The organism is Acetobacter okinawensis, assembly GCF_002153655.1.
In the GTDB taxonomy this organism is placed as follows: domain Bacteria; phylum Pseudomonadota; class Alphaproteobacteria; order Acetobacterales; family Acetobacteraceae; genus Acetobacter; species Acetobacter okinawensis_A.
The window spans coordinates 155,825-173,979 of record NZ_JOPJ01000002.1; the positions used below are offsets into that span (position 1 = coordinate 155,825).

Consider the following 18,155-nt stretch of genomic DNA (forward strand, 5'->3'; position numbering starts at 1 on the left):
GGATAAAGAAACAGACCAGCCGTTCGGGATCCAAACCCAACACCTGTTTTTTTTCAGCCCTCTACCGGGAGCGCACCCTCCATGACTGCTCATACGCTCGTAACCGGCGCAACTGGTTTTGTCGGTTCCGCCGTAGCTCGTACACTGCTCGAACGTGGGCACTCCCTGCGCCTGATGGTGCGCGAAGGCAGCGACCGTAGAAACATTGCCGACATTCCCGCCGAGCTGGTGGAGGGGGACCTTTCCCGCCCGGACACATTTGCGCGTGCGGTGGAAGGGTGCCGCTACGTCTTCCATGTTGCCGCCGACTACCGGCTGTGGGTACCCGACCCCGCCCCCATGATGACCGCCAACGTGGAAGGCACACGCCTGCTGATGCTGGCCGCCCAGAAAGCCGGAGTGGAGCGGATTGTCTATTGCTCGTCCGTGGCCGCCCTTGGGCTGATCGGGGACGGCTCCATAGCGGACGAGAACACGCCTGTAGAGGAACATGCCGTTATTGGCATTTACAAACGCTCCAAATACCGCGCGGAGCAGGAAGTCCTGCGTCTTGTGCGTGAGCAGCAACTGCCTGCGGTGATTGTAAACCCCTCCACCCCCGTGGGCCCGCGCGACATCAAACCCACCCCCACAGGACAGATGATTCTGGACTGCGCCGCAGGGCGCATGCCCGCCTATGTGGATACGGGCGTGAACATCGTGCATGTGGATGATGTGGCAGAAGGCCACGCACTAGCCCTTGAACGCGGCAGAATTGGCGAAAAATACATTCTGGGCGGAGAGAACTATCTGCTGCGTGACCTGTTTGCCATGGTGTCACAGATCGCGCATGTTCCCCCGCCCAAGATCAGCCTGCCGCAGGAGGTCATCTGGCCGGTAGCTGTTGTGTCCGAGTGGATGTCCCGCGCCTTTGGCTTTTCGCCCCGTGTCACACGGGAGATGCTCGCCATGTCCCGCAAGAAAATGTTTTTCTCATCCGCAAAAGCCATGGACGAACTGGGCTACGCACCACGCCCGGCACGGCAGGCCGTAGAGGATGCCATTACGTGGTTCCGCAACAACGGCATGCTCAAATAAGGGAAGGCACAGTCTGCCATGCTGCTTGCTCTGGCCATTCTGTGCGCCCTTGTCTGGGTGGGTCTGCTCTTCTGCCACGGGTATTTCTGGCAGGCAGGGCCCATTCTCCAGCCTGTCAGCATGGCGCAGGCTCCGGCGGATATTGCCCCAGAGGTTACAGTCATCGTTCCCGCACGTGACGAGGCGGAATCCATTGCCGGGGCCGTATGCTCCCTTTTGCAGCAGGACTACCCGGGCGCACTGCGCGTTATTGTGGTCAACGACCGCAGCACGGATGGCACAGGCGCATTGGCCAGAGCCCTGCCCGACCCGCAGGGGCGACTGCACGTACTGGATGGCACAACCCCGGAGGCAGGCTGGAGCGGCAAGCTATGGGCTGTGGCCCAAGGGGTGCATGAGGCAGAGCAACAGAGCCCGCAGGGCAGTGGCTACCTGTTCCTGACCGATGCGGACATCATTCACGCTCCGGCCCATATTTCCACCCTTGTTGCCAAGGCGCAGGCCGAGCGGCTGCACATGGTGTCCGAAATGGTGGAACTCCAGTGCGCAACACTGGCCGAACGTGCGCTGGTCCCCGCTTTTGTCTTCTTTTTTACGCTGCTCTACCCCTTTGCCAAGGTCAACAACCCCAAAGACAAAACCGCCGGAGCCGCCGGGGGCAGCATTTTGCTCCGGCGTGACATGCTCCACCAGATTGGCGGGATTGAAGCCCTGAAGGGTGCCCTGATTGATGACTGCACTCTGGCAGCCCGCGTCAAACAGGCCGGGGGGCAACTCTACCTTGGCCATTCCTGCCTGGCACGCTCCATTCGCCCTTACCCGTCTGCCGCCGACATCTGGCGCATGATTGCGCGCACGGCTTACGTGCAGCTCAGGTTCTCCCCCATTCTGCTTGTTCTGACCGTTGTGGCCATGCTGGTGGTCTGGGTTGCACCGGCCATGCTTGCACTCTGCGCGCATGGTAGCGCCCGGTGGATTGGAGCCGGGGTCTGGCTTGCCGCCACGTCATCCTTTGTGCCAACACTCCGGCGCTTCCGGCTTTCCGTGCTCTGGGCGTTGGCATTGCCGCTCATCGCAGGGTTTTACACCGCGGCCACCATAGGCTCCGCACTTAACCACCATCGTGGACGCGGCGTTGTGTGGAAGAACCGGGCCTATACCGGAACCACCCCCGACAACGACCACACCTCCCCCACCGATACGGCACAGAAAATACGCGCACCCGGCGGGTGAGTCCCTGTGCCCCCCCCCTGCCGGATTAAGGGATAGGCACGGCTGGCGGGGTCATGTAAACACCAAGCGGCCTTTAGGCACCCTTTATTGGAACACGGCACGGCATGACTGACGATACACGCATCTGGGGACAAGCTGACGTTTCATCCGGCAAGGGTGCGTCTGACGAGAATTTTCCCGTAGGCTCCCTGCTACTCAGCCGCAAACTGCGCCCGCATGTGCATGCCTATTATGACTATGCCCGCGTCATAGACGACATTGCAGACTGCGAGAGCCTGCCCCCGCAGGACAAAATCACCCGGCTGGATGCCATGGAGGAGGTGCTGCTTGGCCAGCGCAGCGCCATCAACCGGGCTGATGCCCTGAGTGCTGCACGCCTGCGGGCATCCCTTTTGCAGACCCATGTCCCGTTCGAGACGGCAACAGACCTGCTGGTCGCCTTTCGCAATGATTCACGCGGGCATAATTACCATACGTGGGACGACCTGCTGGAATACTGCAAATATTCCGCCAACCCGGTCGGGCGCTACCTGATCTGCCTGCATGGGGAGAACCCGGCAGCCTTTGGCCCGTCAGACGCATTATGCACCTCCCTGCAGATTCTGAACCACCTGCAGGACTGCGCCAAGGACCTTGAGCGCCTGAACCGCTGCTACATGCCCTCCGAATTGATGCAACGGGCAGGCACCTCTGCGCAGGACCTGCTGGCAGGGCGGACCAGCCCCGCCATGCGCCGGGTCTTTAACACCCTGCTCGACGGGGTGGACGACCTAAACCGGCAGGCCAGCGCGCTGCCAGCCCATATCAAGGACCGGCGTTTCCGTATGGAATGTGCGGCCATTGTGGCCCTTGCCCACCGCCTGACACAGCGCCTGCGCCGCGAAGACCCTCTGGCAGGGCGCGTGGCCCTGCGCCGGACAGACGCCATGCATGCAGCCATTGCGGCCCTGCGGGCATGGGCATGACCTTCCCGAATGGTGAAAGTTCTGTAAAAAGAGACCCGTTCTTTTCAATCTTGACGATAAACAGGTGACAAGCGCGTGACAGCCGTAAACATCCAGATGCACGATAAACCGACCCCGCTCGGATGCGATCCTGCTGATCTTGCCTGGGTGGAAAGCACCGTCAAACAGGCAGGTACCTCCTTTGCCGCTGGCATGCGTATCCTGCCCCCCATGCGGCGTTATGGCATGTACGCCATTTATGCCTTCTGCCGTGTTGTGGACGATATTGCCGATGGCAACACCCCGCTGGCCGAACGCACCAAAGGGCTGGAAGACTGGCACCAGCGCATTGCCGAGCTATACGCCGAGCGGGCCTTCCCACCGGTGGAAGCACTGGACCGGGTACTGCTGGCTGCCATCAACTTCTTCTCCCTCCAGCAGGTGGATTTTGATGCCGTCATCGACGGCATGCTGATGGACACACAGACCGCCATTGTCGCCCCGGATGAAAAAACGCTGGACCTTTACTGTGACCGTGTAGCCTCTGCCGTTGGCCGCCTGTCCGTGCGCATTTTTGGCGATAGTTCGGACAATGGCGACCGCGTAGCCTACCACTTGGGCCGCGCCCTGCAGATTACCAACATCCTGCGCGACATCCCCGAAGACGCCGCTCGCGGGCGGCTCTACCTGCCCGCCGACCTGCTGGAACGCTTTGACGTACCCAAGGACCCGGTGCAGGCCCTGTACGCACCCGGTCTGGAACAGGTCGCCCGCGTTATGGCTGCCCGTGCGCAGGACCACTTCCGCACGGCCTTTGCCACCATGAAGGTCTGCCAGCCCCGCTCCATGCTGCCCGCACGCATTATGGGGGCAAGCTACGAGTCCATTCTCAAGGCCCTGTGCAAACGTGGCTGGGATGCTGCCGTACTGCGCGCACGCCCCCAGACCACCCTGCTTGGCAAAGCCAAATGGTTTGCCCTGTCCTACGTCTCCTGAAGAAACGGCAAAACACGGTATGTCTGGTATTCTGCATATTATTGGCGGCGGCATGGCAGGCCTTGCCGCTGCTGTTGACGTAGCGGGTACAGGTACGCGCGTTATCGTGCATGAAGCCGGGCGTAGCTGTGGTGGGCGAGCACGCTCCTACCATGACCGGCACCTTGACTGCCGGATAGATAACGGCAACCACCTGCTGCTGTCCGCCAACAGCACTGTTTTCCGTTATCTGGGCATAACAGGAGCGCTGGACACACTCAGCGGACCGGAAGAACCGATTTTTCCATTCGTGGATCTGGCTGATGATGCCCGCTGGACGCTTGACCTGTCCCGCGGACGGCTCCCCCTGTGGGTTTTTCAGCCCCACCGCCGCGTGCCAGACATGCGCCTGCCCGAGTTGCAGAGCCTGTACCGCCTGATCCGTGCGGATGCCAAAACCACCGTAGCCGACTGCCTGCTCCCCGGTGCCTTTACCCGCAGGCTGCTCGAACCTTTTTCCATTTCCGCGCTGAATACCCTGAGCGATACGGGAAGTGCCGCACTACTGGGTGCAGTCGTGCGCGAATCTCTCTCTCTGGGCGGGCATGCCTGTGTGCCATGGTTTGCGCGTGATGGTCTGTCCGAATCCCTTGTGGACCCGGCCATAGCCTATCTGGGCAGCATGAACGCCGAAGTCCGCACACAAACCCGCATTACCGGGCTGGATGTTACAAAAGGCCGGGTCAGCGCCCTGCACACAGCCCAGGACAGCATTGCTCTGTCCGAACAGGATCACGTCATTGTGGCGACCACCGCCCCGGTGGCAGAAACACTGCTGGCCCCGCATATGGCCGGGCTGGTAACCCCCAACGCGTTTGAGAGCATTCTCAACCTGCATTTCCGCCTGAAGGATGCGCCACGCCCTGTTGGCAGTTTTGCCCGCTGCGGGTTTATGGGCGTAATCGGCGGCGTAACAGAGTGGGTGTTTTTGCGCGGGAATATTCTGTCCGTCACAGTCAGCGCGGCCAACCGCTACGCAAGCCACGACCATGAAGAACTGGCCCGCACAATCTGGACCGAGTTGCGCAGTGCCTGCGATGCAGTGCTCGAACAACCCCTGCCGCAAACACCAGATGCGCAGCGTATTGTATGGGAAAAGCGCGCAACCTTTGCCGCCACCCCAGAGCAGAACCGCCGCAGACCCGGACCTGCGACCCCGCTTGTCAATCTGGCACTGGCAGGCGACTGGACGAACACCGGCCTGCCCGCCACGCTGGAAGGGGCCATGCGCTCGGGCCTGCGGGCCGCGCAGGCACTGGGCCTTAAAACCCCGGCCTGAGCAGGGGGTACCACACTATCCACCACGCCGGGGGCTGATCCATGATACAAACATCCACCACACATCCAGCCCCCTTACGCCCCGGCATTCTGGTCGGGCTCAAGGCCGAAGCACAGCTCATCCGCAGTGTTTTCCCCCATGCAGCCATTGCGGCAAGTGGCGCCACACGGACAGGCGCCCAGCGCGAGGCCAACCGGCTGGCCGCATGTGGAGCAGACTGCCTGCTATCGTTCGGGCTGGCCGCAGGGCTGGACCCGGCCCTGCCACCGGGGAGCATTGTTATTCCCGGCGCGGTCAAAGCATGGAGCAACACGTGGTCGTGTGATGCGACCCTGCGCCATATTCTGGGAGCAGACCAGCAAGGCGTTATCAATAGCCCTTTGCTGCACCATGATGATGTGGTCCTTGAGGCACAGCACAAAGCCACGCTGTTTGCCGACACACACTGTGCCGCACTGGATATGGAAAGTGGCTTTCTGGCGCAGGCTGCGCAGGAGGCTGGTCTACCTTTTGCCGTACTACGTGTTATCTGCGACCCGGCAACGCGCTCCCTCCCCCCGGTTACGGCCTGCGTGCTCTCCCCCGATGGGGGGCTTAAAATTGGCCTGCTCCTCCGCTCCTTGCTCCGCCACCCATCGCAGATAAGCGGGCTGATCAATCTGGGGCGAGATGCCGGGCTGGCGCGCAAGGCCATGCTGCACTTTTTGCACACGCAGGCAGAGCGCCCGGCATTCAGGCAGTTTGCAACCGGCAACGCGCGCGGCTGATCGTCAGGGTATAAAAAAACCGCCCGACAGACATGCCGGGCGGGTATATGGCCCCAGACCTGCTGCCCGCGTGTTACTGCGAAAAAGCCCTTGCCAGAATATTCTGCGTTTCCAGAGAAACAGGCAGGGTGGAATTGGTCAAGGCTACACCTTTCCAGCCAGCCCCCAGCGCCGTGTAAAGATTAACCGCATCACGCAGGCGTTCCAGACGGGCCAGTGCCTCGGTGTTCTGCGCGTTCAGGGTCGTGCGTTCGGTTGTCAGCACTTCCAGAAAGCCAACCAGACCTGCCCCATACAGCTTGCGCGCCCGCTCGCTGGCTGTTGCACTGTCTTCCGCCGCTTTGTGCAGCTGCTCGGCATATTCAATATCATCATGCCATGCGGCCATCGCGTCTTCGACTTCCTTGAACGCGGTCAGCACTGTTTGACGATATGTCAGACGTGATGCTTCCGCCGAGGCCTGTGCCGCCCGGACTTCGGACGTCATTTTACCACCATGCATCAGCGGCAGACTGGCCATAAGCAGGAACTGCCAGCTCATGGCGTTGACCTGAAACGCCTGATACATAGCCGAAGCATTGGGGTTGAATGTCAACGGCACCACAAAATGCGGGTACAGGTTGGCAACCGATACGCCAATCTGGGCCGTGGCAACTGCGTAACGCCGCTCGGCCATACGCACATCCGGGCGGTTGGCAATCACCACGGATGGCAGAACCGCGGGGAACTCCGGCACTGTAGGGAGCGCACGCGGCTGCTTGAGCTGATCTTCCAGCTCACCGGGCATTTTGCCCAGCAGAACTGCAATCGCGTGTGTTACCTGAGAAACACGGGTTTTAAGCGGCTCACGTGCCGCAATCTGTGCATCCAGTTCAGCCTGAGCCTGAGCAATCTGCAAGGTGTTGCCCACACCCTCCAGATACAGCTTGTTGGTCAGGTCCACCGCGTCCTTGGCAACCCGGATGTTGTCCGTTGCAATCTGGATCTGCAACTGGGTCACACGCAGCAGCATGTAGTCCGATGCCAGCTCGGACAGAAGACCCATAAGAACTGCGCGGCGGGCCTCAATCGTGGCTTCAACCGCGTGCTCGCGCGCTTCCACATCCCGACGGATCCGCCCGAACATATCCAGCTCCCACGATGCGGTGGCACCATAGGTCAGCATGGAGGCCTCGGGCCTGTTCTGCGGGTTACCCGGACGGATCGGCCAGTTATCAATATTCAGGGAGTAGCGGACATCCCCCCCGCCCATATTGGCATCCATCTGTGGGTACCACTGCGCGGCGGAACGGTCGCGCATGGCGCGCTCGGCCAGAATACGCTGCCCCGCAATCTGCAGGTCATAGTTGCCCTTGATGGCGTCCTGCACAAGCTGGGAGAGCATGGGGTCCCTGAACAGGGACCACCACTCGACCATTTCCTTGTTTGTGCGCTCAATCTCTTCAGGGGTAGCAACGTGCTCTTCCGCCGCCTCCTTGAACTGGGCTGGCAGCTTCATACGGTCAGGCTGGTAATTTGGCCCAACAGTACAGGCGGAGAGCAGCATGCCGGTTGCGGCACATAACCCAAAGCGGCGGCGAGCCTTCATGCTTTTCATCCTTGGCCCACGCTCAGAGATGATCTTGCAGCCAGGTGGTCAATTTGCCCCTGCGCCCTGTTGGTTCCGGCCCGACACTGACCGTTGCGGTCATACCCGCAGCCAGTGTCACACTGTCAGGCACATGGTCCAGATGGATACGCACAGGAATACGCTGGGCCAGACGCACCCACGTAAAGATCGGATTGACATCCTGCAGCCCCAGCTTGTCGGGCGTACCGTTGGTATCGTTAATCCCGCGCGCAATGCTGACAACATGCCCTGCCAGAATGGGTTTGTACCCCATCAGCTTGACACGGGCGACATCCCCCACATGCACGCCCCACATCTTGGTTTCTTCAAAATACCCGTAAACCCAGTAGGAGTCGGCATCGATCACCGCCATGCGGGCCTGACTGGCTGCGGCGTAATCCCCCACCCGCAGATTAAGGTTGGTCACATAACCATTGACGGGAGAGTAGAGGACCGAGCGTTGCAGGTTAAGCTTGGCTACATCCAGCGCCGCGCGGGCTGCATCCACCGCGGCAATCTGGGTTGCCACATTGGAGTTGAACACTTCCTGCTCTTCGGCCGACACAATGCCACCCAGCCCCATACGGCGCTTGGCATCATTGCGTTTGAGCTTCAAATCCTCCAGAGCGCCGTCCAGACGGGCCTGTGCCTCGCGGATAGCCAGACGGAAGCGGACCGGATCCAGCACAAAGAGCGGGTCGCCCTTGTGCACGAACTGGTTATCCACCACCGGAATCTGCACCACGGTGCCGGACACTTCGGGGGCCACGTCGACCACGTAAACACGCACGCGCCCGTCACGGGTCCAGGGGGCGATCATGTAGACGTTCCAGAGAGTGATCCCCAGAACAATCGCAAGAGAGACGACCGCAAGGGTCAGAACAACTCGTATCAGGGTGCGCAGAAGGGGCATTGCAGAGACTCAAAAGCCTTTTCAGGTCAGACGTAGAGGATCAGCAGACAGAGAATGCAGACGTAAAGCGAAACTTCAAACAGTGCGATATGCCAGAACCAGCCCAGCAGGCCACTCCACCACAACGCAAAGCGGATACACATGGTCAGGGGAAGTGCCGCCAGCGCATACACGACAATAGGCGCCATAAAGACACCGAAAAGATTGAATTCCGTCAGCATGACACCGCCCTGGACACCAGCATTACCGTGCGTCCCTCTTTTGTGCATCCGTGGTATTCTCCCTGTGAGCAAGGGCTGCCTGCTCCACACGGTCGAGAACACCACAGCATTCTTCCAGCTCCGGGTCGGACACACCGGCCATCAGCCGTGCAGTGACCTGATCCGCCACCCGGCAGACCAGATCAGCTACATGCCGACCCTGAGACGTAATGCTGACAAGCTTGGAACGTCGGTCTTCCTCATCCGTTTCACGCACAACATAGCCGCGCTTCTCCAGCACATCCAGAAGCCGGACCAGTGATGGCGCTTCGAGCGAGAGGGAGCGGGCCAGATCGGTCTGGCGCATGGAGGAAGATGAAAAATGGAGATAGTAAATGGGACGCCACGTGGCGTCGGTCAGGCCAAAGGCCCGGAGGTCGGCATCTATTTCCCGCCGCCACATGGACGCAAGCCGAGCCAGACGGTAGCCGAAGGACCGCCTGGTTTCGTTGTCCACAACAGGATTATGCTCTAGTTCCATTCACTGCTCACACTAGCGAGCATGCAAAAAATTTGCACGCTCACAAAAGACTGACGCCATCATTTACAGAAACAATCCAGCGCGCCAATGCAAATTTGGAATGGAACCTATGGCTTAACCTAGACTGGACAGATTCAGTCCTTTTTACCGCGCACAATATCCCACAGCTTGCGCGAGCCGCCGCGCCCCACAGCGGTGGCAACCGTAGCGGTAACCGCGGCCATGGTTACGGAGTCGCGCATCTGGGTCATGCAGCGGTCACGCATGATCCGGGCTTCCACCTCATCCGTTGTCAGGTAGGAGCGACGGCCAAACATGATGCACACCACAGCCGCCAGCACGTCCAGACCGAAAACGGTAAAGGACGCGCCAACCGGCCCGAAGTGGCCAACAAATACGAGAAGAATCCAGAGTAGCCCATGCCCCGTAATCAGGGCAAAAAGGCCAAACACCGCAGCCATAATCAAAAATGCGGCCTGACGACCGTAACGGATGGCCATCTGCTGCATCAGGGAGGACTGGGCAGATAGGGCGGATTTACCAAGATCAAAGATGCGCATGGGCTCTGGAGCTACCTTCGTTCAGATGACGCGCAAAGCGTCAGCGAGACATGCGCCCGATGATAAACCCTACCACGCCGGAAATGGCAATGGACAACCAGGACGTGTGACTGCCTGTACGCTTTGCAAGATCGTTGCGCGTATGATCGGCCAGTTCGCGCGCATTGGCAACCGCCTGTTCTGTCAGGTCACCTGCTTTGTCCCCCGCACGGCCCAGCGCTGGAACAATATGTTGTGTAACAAGGCGCTCAATATGCGCCTTGACTGCCTCCAGTTCTTCCCGCGCGGTGTCTGCTGCGGCTTCTCCGGCAAGCTTAACGTCTTTGATTTTATCTGATGACATGAAACAAACCTCGTTGACTTTATCGTTTTAAATGACAACACCTTCATTAACCCACAAAAAAGGACATAGTTGCATGCCGCCCGCGCATGGCTCACCCCCGGCTTTGGCGCTCACGGATTTGGCGGTCCTGCCCAAAGCATCTCCCCTGACCCTGCGCCTGAACGCGGGCAACTGCATTGCCCTGCTGGGAATCGGCTCCGACACAGCAGACCTGACCGCCCTGACCGAAGCACTGGCCGGGCGCACATGTACATCGGGGCAGATACGCATATATGGTGTGGAGGTGGGGCATATGCCCCAGGGTGCGCGCAAGATCGCCACCATGGGTGTGCATGCGCCACTTTTCCCGCAATTGAGTGTTACCGACAACATTCTCTTCCCCCTCCGGGCCACAGGCCTGCTCCCCAAGGCAGAAATAGGCCGCAGACGTGACGAGGTTCTGGCCCTGACCGGGCTGGACGCAGTACGCAACCTCTCCCCCCGCACCCTTTCGGCAGAACAGAGGTTTCGGGCAGCACTGGCGCGAGCACTGGTCACATCCCCCGACCTGTTGGTGCTCAACCAGCCCATGGACGGCCTACCCACACAGGCTGCCAGACGCTCCATGATGTTTCTGGAACGACTCCGGCAGGCCATTGGCCTGACATCCCTGTTCCTGACCCGTGACCGTACCGAGGCGTTTATCGCGGCTGACACCATTGGCGTGCTGGATAACGGCACCCTGCTGCAACTGGCAGATGCGCCAACCCTGCTCAACCGCCCCGCCACCCCCGGCGTGGCGCTGGCTCTGGGGGACGCCAACATCCTGACCGGCAAGGTCCTGCGGATTGACGACGATGTTGCCGAACTGCGCCTGCCGTCCGGCGAAACGGTGGAAGCCATGGCCGATGCCGATCTGGCCGAGCATGACCTGGCAAGCATCTGCATTCTGCCCGACCGTCTTTCAGTCCTCTTCCCACGCGCGGGTGCGGCTGATAACAGTGCCGAAGCGGGTGACCTGATATGCACTCTGGTCTCCGCCCATCATCTGGGCCACAGCATTGTCATGCGGATGCGCCTGTGCGACGGCACAGAAATCAGCCTCAACCGCCCTCCCGTACACAACCCGAGGGAACTAAAAGCCGGACGCCCGGCCCTGCTGGCGTGGCAAACGCGGAATGCAACAGCCTTTCCGATGGATAAAAAAACCGGCTCGCTTTAGGCTGGCGGCATTGTGTCCATAATGAACGACGACGACGCGTGAGGTTTACCCTGTTCTCTCCCTCTTTCCTGAGCATACCCCGCAGGCAGGTCATGTCCTCCCAGGAACAGGGGCTGGCTCCGTGCCGCAAGACGTTATCGCGCCGTGCTATCCTGCTGGCGGGCCTTGGGGGGCTGCTACCGGGCACGGCTATGGCTGCCCACACGCGCAAACAGACGCGAACAGACAAAAGCCTGCATATTCTGACCTTTACTGGCAGTATTGCCCAAACCCAGAGCAAAATCCTGTTCAAACCCTACGAACACCTGACCCACCAAAGCATAGTCCCGCGCGGCTGGAGCGGGGAACTGCCGGAACTGCAACACCTTACAAATCCGTCCCACCAGCACCCGGCCGCCGCAATGATGGAAAACAGCAGCCTGCGCATTGGCTGCGCACTCAAACTCCTGTCCCGCCATCAGACAGACACATCTTCGAGCAACTGCGGCCTGCCTTCCGCTTCCATTGATTATGCCATGGCGTGGGACAAGGCGCGGTTCGAAAGCACTCCAAGCTGGTTTGACTTCTGGGATGTGGCACGCCACCCCGGCCGCCGCAGCCTGCGGCGCGATCCCCGCATGACACTGGAAATCGCGTTGCTGGCCGATGGCGTGCCAGCAAATGCGCTCTACCGCACGCTGGGTACGACCGAAGGTGTTAATCGTGCTTTTCTCAAACTGGAACAGTTGCGGCCCTATATTGCCTGGTGGTCCACACCGGGGGAGGCTGGGCAGATCCTGACCTCCGGCGGAGCGCTTATGGGCTGTGTACCGACCGGGGAAATTCTGGGGGCAGCAGACGCTATCCGCCAGCGTTTTGGCCTATACTGGCAACAACGCTTTGTTGTGCAATACGGCTGGGGCGTGCTGGCAAGTGCTGCCTCCAACCCAGCAGCCCTTGCTTTTGTCTCCTGGCTGGAGCAGGCCGCACAGCAACAGGCCTTTGCCAATGCATGGCCCTCGCTCCCATCCATGGCTGAACTCAACGCTCTTGCCCCCGGCCTTGCTCACATTCCCCCCGCCATCACCATAGATGACACATTCTGGGAAAATAATCTGAGCGCACTGAACGAACGCTTCCAGCAGTGGATGCGGCGCACATGATCCCATACTTTGCACTCGGCGTATCTGCACAGGCGGCACTGGTGTGTGGTGTTATCATGCTTGTCACCAGTTTACTGGTCACAGCGGCCTCTGTGCTTTTAGTTTTTGCCTTGCGGGCTGAACAGCATCTTTACACGCTTGCACTAGCACTCCTGCTCCCCTGCACCGGGGCATGCATGGCGTTACCAGCATTTGTGCACGCGGCAACTACCCCGATCCTGCAAGGGCTTTTACTATCTCCCCTACTCCTGCTCCCGTTGTCTCTGCCAGTCAGAGCATTACAGTGCAGCTGGATTGCTACAGCACAGGAACTCGGGGCCAACAAGCTGGCCAGACTATATTTTTTCTGGTGGCCACTGTTAAAAAAACCTTTGGTTCTGACGCTATCTTTCGCAACTTTATGCAGCATTTTACAATGACATCACAACCCCCTCTTCCTTTTTGGAAAACCACGTCCCTTGAAGACATGACCAACGCACAGTGGGAATCTCTATGCGATGGGTGTGGACGGTGTTGCCTGCATAAACTCCGTGATGATGAAACGGACGAACTCTATTACACATCGGTCGCCTGTAGGCTGCTGGATGTCAAAACCTGCCAGTGCACGGACTACCCAAAGCGCCACCGCAAGGTGCAGGATTGCATAACCTTAACACCCGCCATGATTCCCGAACTCGACTGGCTACCACCAGACTGTGCGTACAAAAGACTATCAGACGGAGATGACCTGCCGTCCTGGCATCCCCTGATAACGGGCAACCAGCAGACAGTCATCACCTCCGGCGCATCCGCCGCAGGACGCTGCATAAGTGAAAGACGCGCTGGAGCACTGGAGGACTACGTTGTTGACTGGCCTGCCGAACACGCCACACCTCCCGAAGGTAATTAATGTTGCCGCACAGGGAGTGGTGCAGGTCGTATGGAAACAATCCATACGTGCCAAGCGTCTTTCCCTGCGCATTGCACCGTATGAGCACACACTGATTGTAACTGTACCGATAGAGTGCAGGCCGGAACAGGCACTTGCGTTTGTGCAGGCAAACCATGCTTGGATCAACGAACGCCTGCAAAAACTTGAAAAAACCCTCTCTTTTTCAGATAACAACACCATTCCCATACAGGGCAAATCCTACCGCATCATACATACTCCACAACAACGGGGCGGAGCATGGCTGGAAGAGCAGCACCTTATGGTTAGCGGAGATCACGCATTCATCAATAGACGCGTTGCCGATTTTTTACGCTCCCACGCCACAACAGTTCTCAAACAGGAAGTGCAGGCAATGGCCCAAAGCACGCACCTGTTTCCATCACGCGTAGATATTCGTGATACGTCCAGCCGTTGGGGCAGTTGCTCCAGTTCCGGCCGTATCATGCTCTCTTGGCGCGTTATCATGGCGCCTGATCTGGTACGCCATTACCTGATCGCCCATGAACTCAGCCACCTTAAACACATGAATCATGGCCCACTTTTCTGGCAACAGGTTGCCCAAATCACACCTTTTAAACAACAGGCCGAAACATGGCTGCGCCAGAAAGGCCCCCTCCTGCTGCACGCCAGATAAACGCCCCGTTTGCACGACGACTGAACCATGCTAAGGAGCATACCCTGACAGTGCAAACCACACGCGAACTTGGCGGAATGGTAGACGCAGGAGACTTAAAATCTCCAGCCCGAATGGGCGTGCGGGTTCGAGTCCCGCAGTTCGCACCACTCATAACATATTGATTTAACTGACTTTTATGGTCTTTCCACAACCATAAAAGCCGAACCTTCTACAATCGGCTTCTACAAAATGAGCCGTCTGTATGTTGATCCGTCTCCAATCCGGGTATCATTTCCGCAGGGCTGTGCCTTCACATATCCGTGATATTGTGGGCAAAAAGGAGCTATGGCTCTCCCTTGGCACTAACAAACGCGAGGTGGCCAAACCATATGCGTGTGCAGTTTTCGCAGAGACCGAAAGGCTGTTCCGTTCCGTAATGCACCTCAAGACAGAACTCAGCGAAAACGAAAATTTTATCAGGAATGAACTCCCTGAAGACGCGCAGGAACTCTTTGACCTGCTTATTCAGGACTACCAGCACAGGATTGCATCCTTACAGACGCAATATGACCATCAGAGACTCAGACATTCCATGGAAAGTCTGGAACAGGTGGAAAAGCTGGAGAAAGCCAGAAATCTGACTGGCAGAAGTGTGCATCTGCTGGAACGCACTGTCACAGACCTGAAAAAGACCAAAGCCAGCCTGCCAGCCCTGACGGATATTCAAAGCCAGATTAAGGACATGAAAGCCTTTCTGGCTCCGAAGGAAAAACCTTCTCCCCTCTTTTCAGAAGCGATTAAAATTTTCCTGGAAAGCAAGGACACCACAGTCAAATCCACTGTGGTCAAATCCTACGAACGCACCTTCAAACGCTTTCTGGAAGTCTGTGGGGATAAACCCATGCGGGATTATACCGGGGCAGATGTTGGGCATTTCAAAGCTCTGATGGAACAGCTACCGGAAAGTTATGGCAAACAGCGTAACGACACCCGGACAGTTCAGGAATTTGTGGCAGATGCGAAGAAACGCAAGCTGGCCCGTATCTCCGGGAAATCAGTCAAAAACCATTTCACCAAGCTTTCGGGACTTTGGAAGCATTTCCTTCTGCGTGACCTTGTGGATCGCAATGTGTTCACAGGTGGCTGGCAGTTTGACACAAAGTCCAAAACCAATCGTGTGCGCTGGAGTGATAACGACTTAAAGACCATTGCTGGTCAACCCTGGCAGTTTGGCACCATCAGCCACAAGACAGCGTCCATGATTGTAGGGATTGCCTCTTACACAGGGATGCGACTGGAAGAAATCTGTCGTTTAAGACCGCAGGACATTCAGGAGATACAAGGTATTCCCTGCATTCTGGTGCAAGACCACCCTGCCCTGAAAGGAAAACCCTGGACGGAATGGAGTGCGAAGACAGAAGCCGGGAAGCGTGTTGTTCCCATCTGCACGGCCTTGCAGAAAGCCGGATTACTGGACCTTGCCCAAAGGGCCATGAACCAGAAGCGTCACTACCTGTTCCATGACATTGATTTTAAGGGGCAGGACAACAAGCGTTCTGCTCACTTCCAGAGAGATTTCAGTAAGTTCAAATCACGCCTTGGTATTGGCAGGAGCGTAGTGTTCCATTCGTTCCGACATAACGTGTCTACCAAACTCAGGAACATTCATGAGCATGGCGAGGGTGGGCTACGTGAATCCTGGATTGATGACTTTCTGGGACATGAAAGCCACGACAAGTCGGTCGGAAGCACTGTCTATTTTGATGATGTGGATATTGTGAACCTCAAGAAGGTTGCAGAGAGCGTGAAATATCCAGATTTTTGGGATATTAGAGAATTATTGAAAATAAAATTATCTTTCAATAGACTTTGAAGATAATAAAAAAGCTGACAGGAAACTGTCAGCTTTTTTATCTTGCATATCGTGCGTTGACCAAGTCAATCGGGCGAAAACAAATTGTACGAAGAATCCAATACACCAATTGTACCGGACTTACTTCGGCCTTGATATTATGATAGTAATGTCATTTTTCCAATGAGTCAAGAAAAAATGCCAACAGACCTTCAAAACTCAATTTCTGCAAAACGATACCTTATTTATAAAGAAAAAGCAGAAGAATATGTACCAAACTCAGGAAAAGAACAGGAAGCTCTTTGCGAGGACTTATATATATTTAATATGGAAATATGCTCTTCACTTTACATAGCATTAAACATGCTCGAAGTATGTTATAGAAACTCACTTGCAAAAACATTATCTAAAATAATAAACACATGGACTGTATATGATTCCTCCCAACCATCTCCGTTCAAAAATAATTTATTCTATACGAACTTTCTAAATACAAAGGGACAAAATATTTTTAGGGAATGTTTAATATCTTACACTCATGAAAAATCTCAAATGTTGACCAGTTCTACTGTCGAAGATTATCTAATATCTAATTTGTCATTTGGTTTTTGGGTTCACTGCCTTAATGCTACGTATCTCAATTTTTGGACGAATAATTTTACAGTTATCTTTCCAAATCTAGACAAATATATCACTCATCAAAATATAAAAACAAAAATGTTTCATGCACTTAATATTAGAAATGATGTCATGCATCATTCTTGTCTTTTAAATCATAATCTACAAAACGAATATGATAATATTATTAATTTAATCCGGTATATATCTCCAAAAGCAAAAAAAATTGTTTCTGGAAAAGGAAATTTTCGCAAAACTTTAGAATCTGATCCACGGAAAAAACTTTCCCCAATTAAAGAAAAATCTAAATCTAATTATATTTTATCTGCCTCCAATGACACTCTAGAAAAAATATTAACGGATGCAGAAAATAAGAAATCTGACTATATAATCACCTTAAAATCTGGAAAACCAGATAAGCTATATGATTTAAAATCATTAATTAGCACTTTATATAAAAATATAACTATGTCAGATAACGATTCATTTATTATAGATAATAAAAATTTTATTTCAGAGATGAATAACGCAAAAGGAATCAAATTTGATTTCATTAATGAAAATACAAAAATAAAATCAGTAAATAAAAAATACAGAATATTAGTAACACATGATTCTCAAAATAATATAACTGGTCTTTATTTTAGGGAATGATACCTAGAACATTTCTACATATCAAAACCCCAATTTTCTAGTACGCGTCATTACATCACGCCTTTGTTAACGCCATACACCTTCTGACGAGAGTGATAGCCTTTCGCTTCATTCTGTCAGGAGGTTCAATTCCCACACCCTGGAGACGTTCCAGCAAAGCCAGAACGGCAGAGGCATCCTCTGCACTGACAGCAGGTTTCCCATTGGTAGCTACCAGGGCTTTCCCTGCGTTTCTGTCCTGTTTGATTTTTTCCAGAATAGCCACAGTCAGCCACTCTCCGGCTTTCATACCCTGCTTCTGGCTCTGTGTAATGACAGCTTGCCGGACATCAGCAGAAATCCCCCTGATACCCCATGTTTTCGTAGTGTCTTCCATATGTTTCCTTCCCTGTTGAACAGACCTGTCCAACCAGTATGACAGGAACACAGGCAAGGAAGACTGGATATTGCAAGGAATGGCTCAACAGCCAGTTTAACAAAGGATGTCCTGAAATCTGGACAACAAAAAAGCCAGACTTATGAGAATCTGACTTTGAAACCAACGATGGGGAACTACTCCATCGAACCACTGCTTTTGTGTAAGTTTAGTATGCACAATTTTAGGTATTTTGTCAAGTAAAAATGCATATTTATTAATAAT

At 55.7% G+C, this 18,155-nt stretch carries 20 protein-coding genes and 1 tRNA gene; 14 read left to right on the top strand and 7 right to left on the bottom strand.

Translation table 11 applies throughout. The features are described 5' to 3' along the window. Window positions 1–81 precede the first annotated feature (81 nt). From hpnA to HK26_RS01655, 6 genes are all read left to right on the top strand, one after another. Window positions 82–1,077, top strand: a complete 996-nt coding sequence (gene hpnA, locus HK26_RS01630; protein WP_086638186.1) for a hopanoid-associated sugar epimerase — start codon at window positions 82–84, stop codon at window positions 1,075–1,077. A gap of 18 nt (window positions 1,078–1,095) precedes the next feature. Further along, entirely contained in the window at window positions 1,096–2,310 is a 1,215-nt protein-coding gene (locus HK26_RS01635) for a glycosyltransferase (RefSeq protein WP_086638187.1), read from the top strand. Window positions 2,311–2,414: 104 nt separating this feature from the next. Continuing rightward, window positions 2,415–3,275, top strand: coding sequence for a squalene synthase HpnC (gene hpnC / locus HK26_RS01640; RefSeq protein ID WP_086638188.1), 861 nt, complete (start codon window positions 2,415–2,417; stop codon window positions 3,273–3,275). A 96-nt stretch (window positions 3,276–3,371) separates the two neighbouring features. Beyond that, window positions 3,372–4,250 (top strand): presqualene diphosphate synthase HpnD, encoded by an 879-nt coding sequence (gene hpnD, locus HK26_RS01645; RefSeq protein WP_086638189.1) that lies wholly within the window; start codon window positions 3,372–3,374, stop codon window positions 4,248–4,250. Window positions 4,251–4,269: 19 nt separating this feature from the next. Next, window positions 4,270–5,568, top strand: a complete 1,299-nt coding sequence (gene hpnE / locus HK26_RS01650) for a hydroxysqualene dehydroxylase HpnE (protein ID WP_086638190.1) — start codon at window positions 4,270–4,272, stop codon at window positions 5,566–5,568. A 41-nt stretch (window positions 5,569–5,609) separates the two neighbouring features. Continuing rightward, window positions 5,610–6,335 (top strand): phosphorylase family protein, encoded by a 726-nt coding sequence (locus HK26_RS01655; protein WP_374188200.1) that lies wholly within the window; start codon window positions 5,610–5,612, stop codon window positions 6,333–6,335. A 73-nt stretch (window positions 6,336–6,408) separates the two neighbouring features. On the opposite strand, the gene HK26_RS01660 is transcribed toward HK26_RS01655, so the two are convergent. From HK26_RS01660 to HK26_RS01685, 6 genes are all read right to left on the bottom strand, one after another. Beyond that, window positions 6,409–7,923, bottom strand: a complete 1,515-nt coding sequence (locus HK26_RS01660; RefSeq protein ID WP_025827703.1) for an efflux transporter outer membrane subunit — start codon at window positions 7,921–7,923, stop codon at window positions 6,409–6,411. 22 nt (window positions 7,924–7,945) lie between these two features. After that, window positions 7,946–8,857, bottom strand: a complete 912-nt coding sequence (locus tag HK26_RS01665) for an HlyD family secretion protein (RefSeq protein ID WP_086638191.1) — start codon at window positions 8,855–8,857, stop codon at window positions 7,946–7,948. Between the two features lie 26 nt (window positions 8,858–8,883). Beyond that, window positions 8,884–9,078: a DUF1656 domain-containing protein gene (locus HK26_RS01670; RefSeq protein ID WP_025827705.1), complete on the bottom strand. Its 195-nt coding sequence runs from the start codon at window positions 9,076–9,078 to the stop codon at window positions 8,884–8,886. Between the two features lie 22 nt (window positions 9,079–9,100). Continuing rightward, window positions 9,101–9,598, bottom strand: a complete 498-nt coding sequence (locus HK26_RS01675; protein ID WP_086638192.1) for a MarR family winged helix-turn-helix transcriptional regulator — start codon at window positions 9,596–9,598, stop codon at window positions 9,101–9,103. Window positions 9,599–9,732: 134 nt separating this feature from the next. Beyond that, window positions 9,733–10,158, bottom strand: a complete 426-nt coding sequence (locus HK26_RS01680; RefSeq protein ID WP_086638193.1) for a phage holin family protein — start codon at window positions 10,156–10,158, stop codon at window positions 9,733–9,735. A 40-nt stretch (window positions 10,159–10,198) separates the two neighbouring features. Continuing rightward, entirely contained in the window at window positions 10,199–10,501 is a 303-nt protein-coding gene (locus HK26_RS01685) for a hypothetical protein (RefSeq protein ID WP_086638194.1), read from the bottom strand. A gap of 73 nt (window positions 10,502–10,574) precedes the next feature. Between HK26_RS01685 and HK26_RS01690 the strand changes: the two genes are divergently transcribed. From HK26_RS01690 to HK26_RS13155, 8 genes are all read left to right on the top strand, one after another. Beyond that, on the top strand, window positions 10,575–11,702 hold the full coding sequence (locus HK26_RS01690) for an ABC transporter ATP-binding protein (RefSeq protein WP_086638195.1): 1,128 nt from the start codon (window positions 10,575–10,577) through the stop codon (window positions 11,700–11,702). A gap of 92 nt (window positions 11,703–11,794) precedes the next feature. Then, window positions 11,795–12,844: an extracellular solute-binding protein gene (locus HK26_RS01695; RefSeq protein ID WP_086638196.1), complete on the top strand. Its 1,050-nt coding sequence runs from the start codon at window positions 11,795–11,797 to the stop codon at window positions 12,842–12,844. Continuing rightward, on the top strand, window positions 12,841–13,263 hold the full coding sequence (locus HK26_RS13150) for a hypothetical protein (protein WP_143296269.1): 423 nt from the start codon (window positions 12,841–12,843) through the stop codon (window positions 13,261–13,263). Before HK26_RS01695 ends, HK26_RS13150 begins: the two co-directional genes overlap by 4 nt. After that, window positions 13,260–13,733, top strand: coding sequence for a YcgN family cysteine cluster protein (locus HK26_RS01700; protein WP_086638217.1), 474 nt, complete (start codon window positions 13,260–13,262; stop codon window positions 13,731–13,733). The genes HK26_RS13150 and HK26_RS01700 overlap by 4 nt, the downstream gene beginning before the upstream one ends. Then, the gene (locus HK26_RS01705) at window positions 13,690–14,409 is read left to right on the top strand and encodes a M48 family metallopeptidase (protein ID WP_257640809.1); all 720 of its coding nucleotides are present in this window, start codon (window positions 13,690–13,692) and stop codon (window positions 14,407–14,409) included. The genes HK26_RS01700 and HK26_RS01705 overlap by 44 nt, the downstream gene beginning before the upstream one ends. A 63-nt stretch (window positions 14,410–14,472) precedes the next feature. Then, window positions 14,473–14,558 (top strand) — tRNA-Leu (locus HK26_RS01710). Window positions 14,559–14,653: 95 nt separating this feature from the next. Further along, on the top strand, window positions 14,654–16,264 hold the full coding sequence (locus tag HK26_RS01715) for a DUF6538 domain-containing protein (protein WP_086638198.1): 1,611 nt from the start codon (window positions 14,654–14,656) through the stop codon (window positions 16,262–16,264). Window positions 16,265–16,426: 162 nt separating this feature from the next. Continuing rightward, entirely contained in the window at window positions 16,427–17,515 is a 1,089-nt protein-coding gene (locus tag HK26_RS13155) for a hypothetical protein (protein WP_143296270.1), read from the top strand. Between the two features lie 55 nt (window positions 17,516–17,570). On the opposite strand, the gene HK26_RS01720 is transcribed toward HK26_RS13155, so the two are convergent. Then, on the bottom strand, window positions 17,571–17,891 hold the full coding sequence (locus tag HK26_RS01720) for a hypothetical protein (RefSeq protein ID WP_086638199.1): 321 nt from the start codon (window positions 17,889–17,891) through the stop codon (window positions 17,571–17,573). Window positions 17,892–18,155: the final 264 nt, after the last annotated feature.